At 63.1% G+C, this 474-nt stretch carries 2 protein-coding genes; one reads left to right on the top strand and one right to left on the bottom strand.

Translation table 11 applies throughout. The features are described from left to right. Positions 1 to 265: uS5 family small ribosomal subunit protein (locus VE26_RS00100; protein WP_046103234.1), on the top strand; the 265-nt coding region annotated here is incomplete at its 5' end. Here VE26_RS00100 and VE26_RS00095 read toward each other — a convergent pair. Next, on the bottom strand, positions 210 to 474 hold a 265-nt coding region (locus VE26_RS00095), incomplete at its 5' end, for an uS5 family small ribosomal subunit protein (RefSeq protein ID WP_046103233.1). The genes VE26_RS00100 and VE26_RS00095 overlap by 56 nt on opposite strands.

Raw genomic sequence — 474 nt, 5'->3', positions numbered from 1 at the left:
TGAGTGGAGTATAGGGGACGGGCGTGCAGCCGTCCCGGGTACTGGTATCATCGCCGGTGGTCCGATGCGCGCCGTGTTCGAAACGCTTGGCATCAACGATATCGTTGCCAAGTCGCAGGGCACTGCAAATCCCTACAACATGGTTCGCGCCACGTTCGATGCGCTCAAGCGCGTCGACAGCCCCCGTTCGGTGGCTTCCCGTCGCGGCCTCAAGGTTTCCGAACTCCAGGCTCGCCGCGGCGAGCCTGGAGTTCGGAAACCTTGAGGCCGCGACGGGAAGCCACCGAACGGGGGCTGTCGACGCGCTTGAGCGCATCGAACGTGGCGCGAACCATGGTGTAGGGATTTGCAGTGCCCTGCGACTTGGCAACGATATCGTTGATGCCAAGCGGTTCGAACACGGCGCGCATCGGACCAACGGCCATGATACCAGTACCCGGGAAGGCGGCACGCCCGTCCCCTATACTCCACTCA

It is taken from the genome of Devosia chinhatensis (genome assembly GCF_000969445.1).
GTDB classification, from domain to species: domain Bacteria; phylum Pseudomonadota; class Alphaproteobacteria; order Rhizobiales; family Devosiaceae; genus Devosia; species Devosia chinhatensis.
This window is presented reverse-complemented; position numbering and strand designations above follow the sequence as displayed.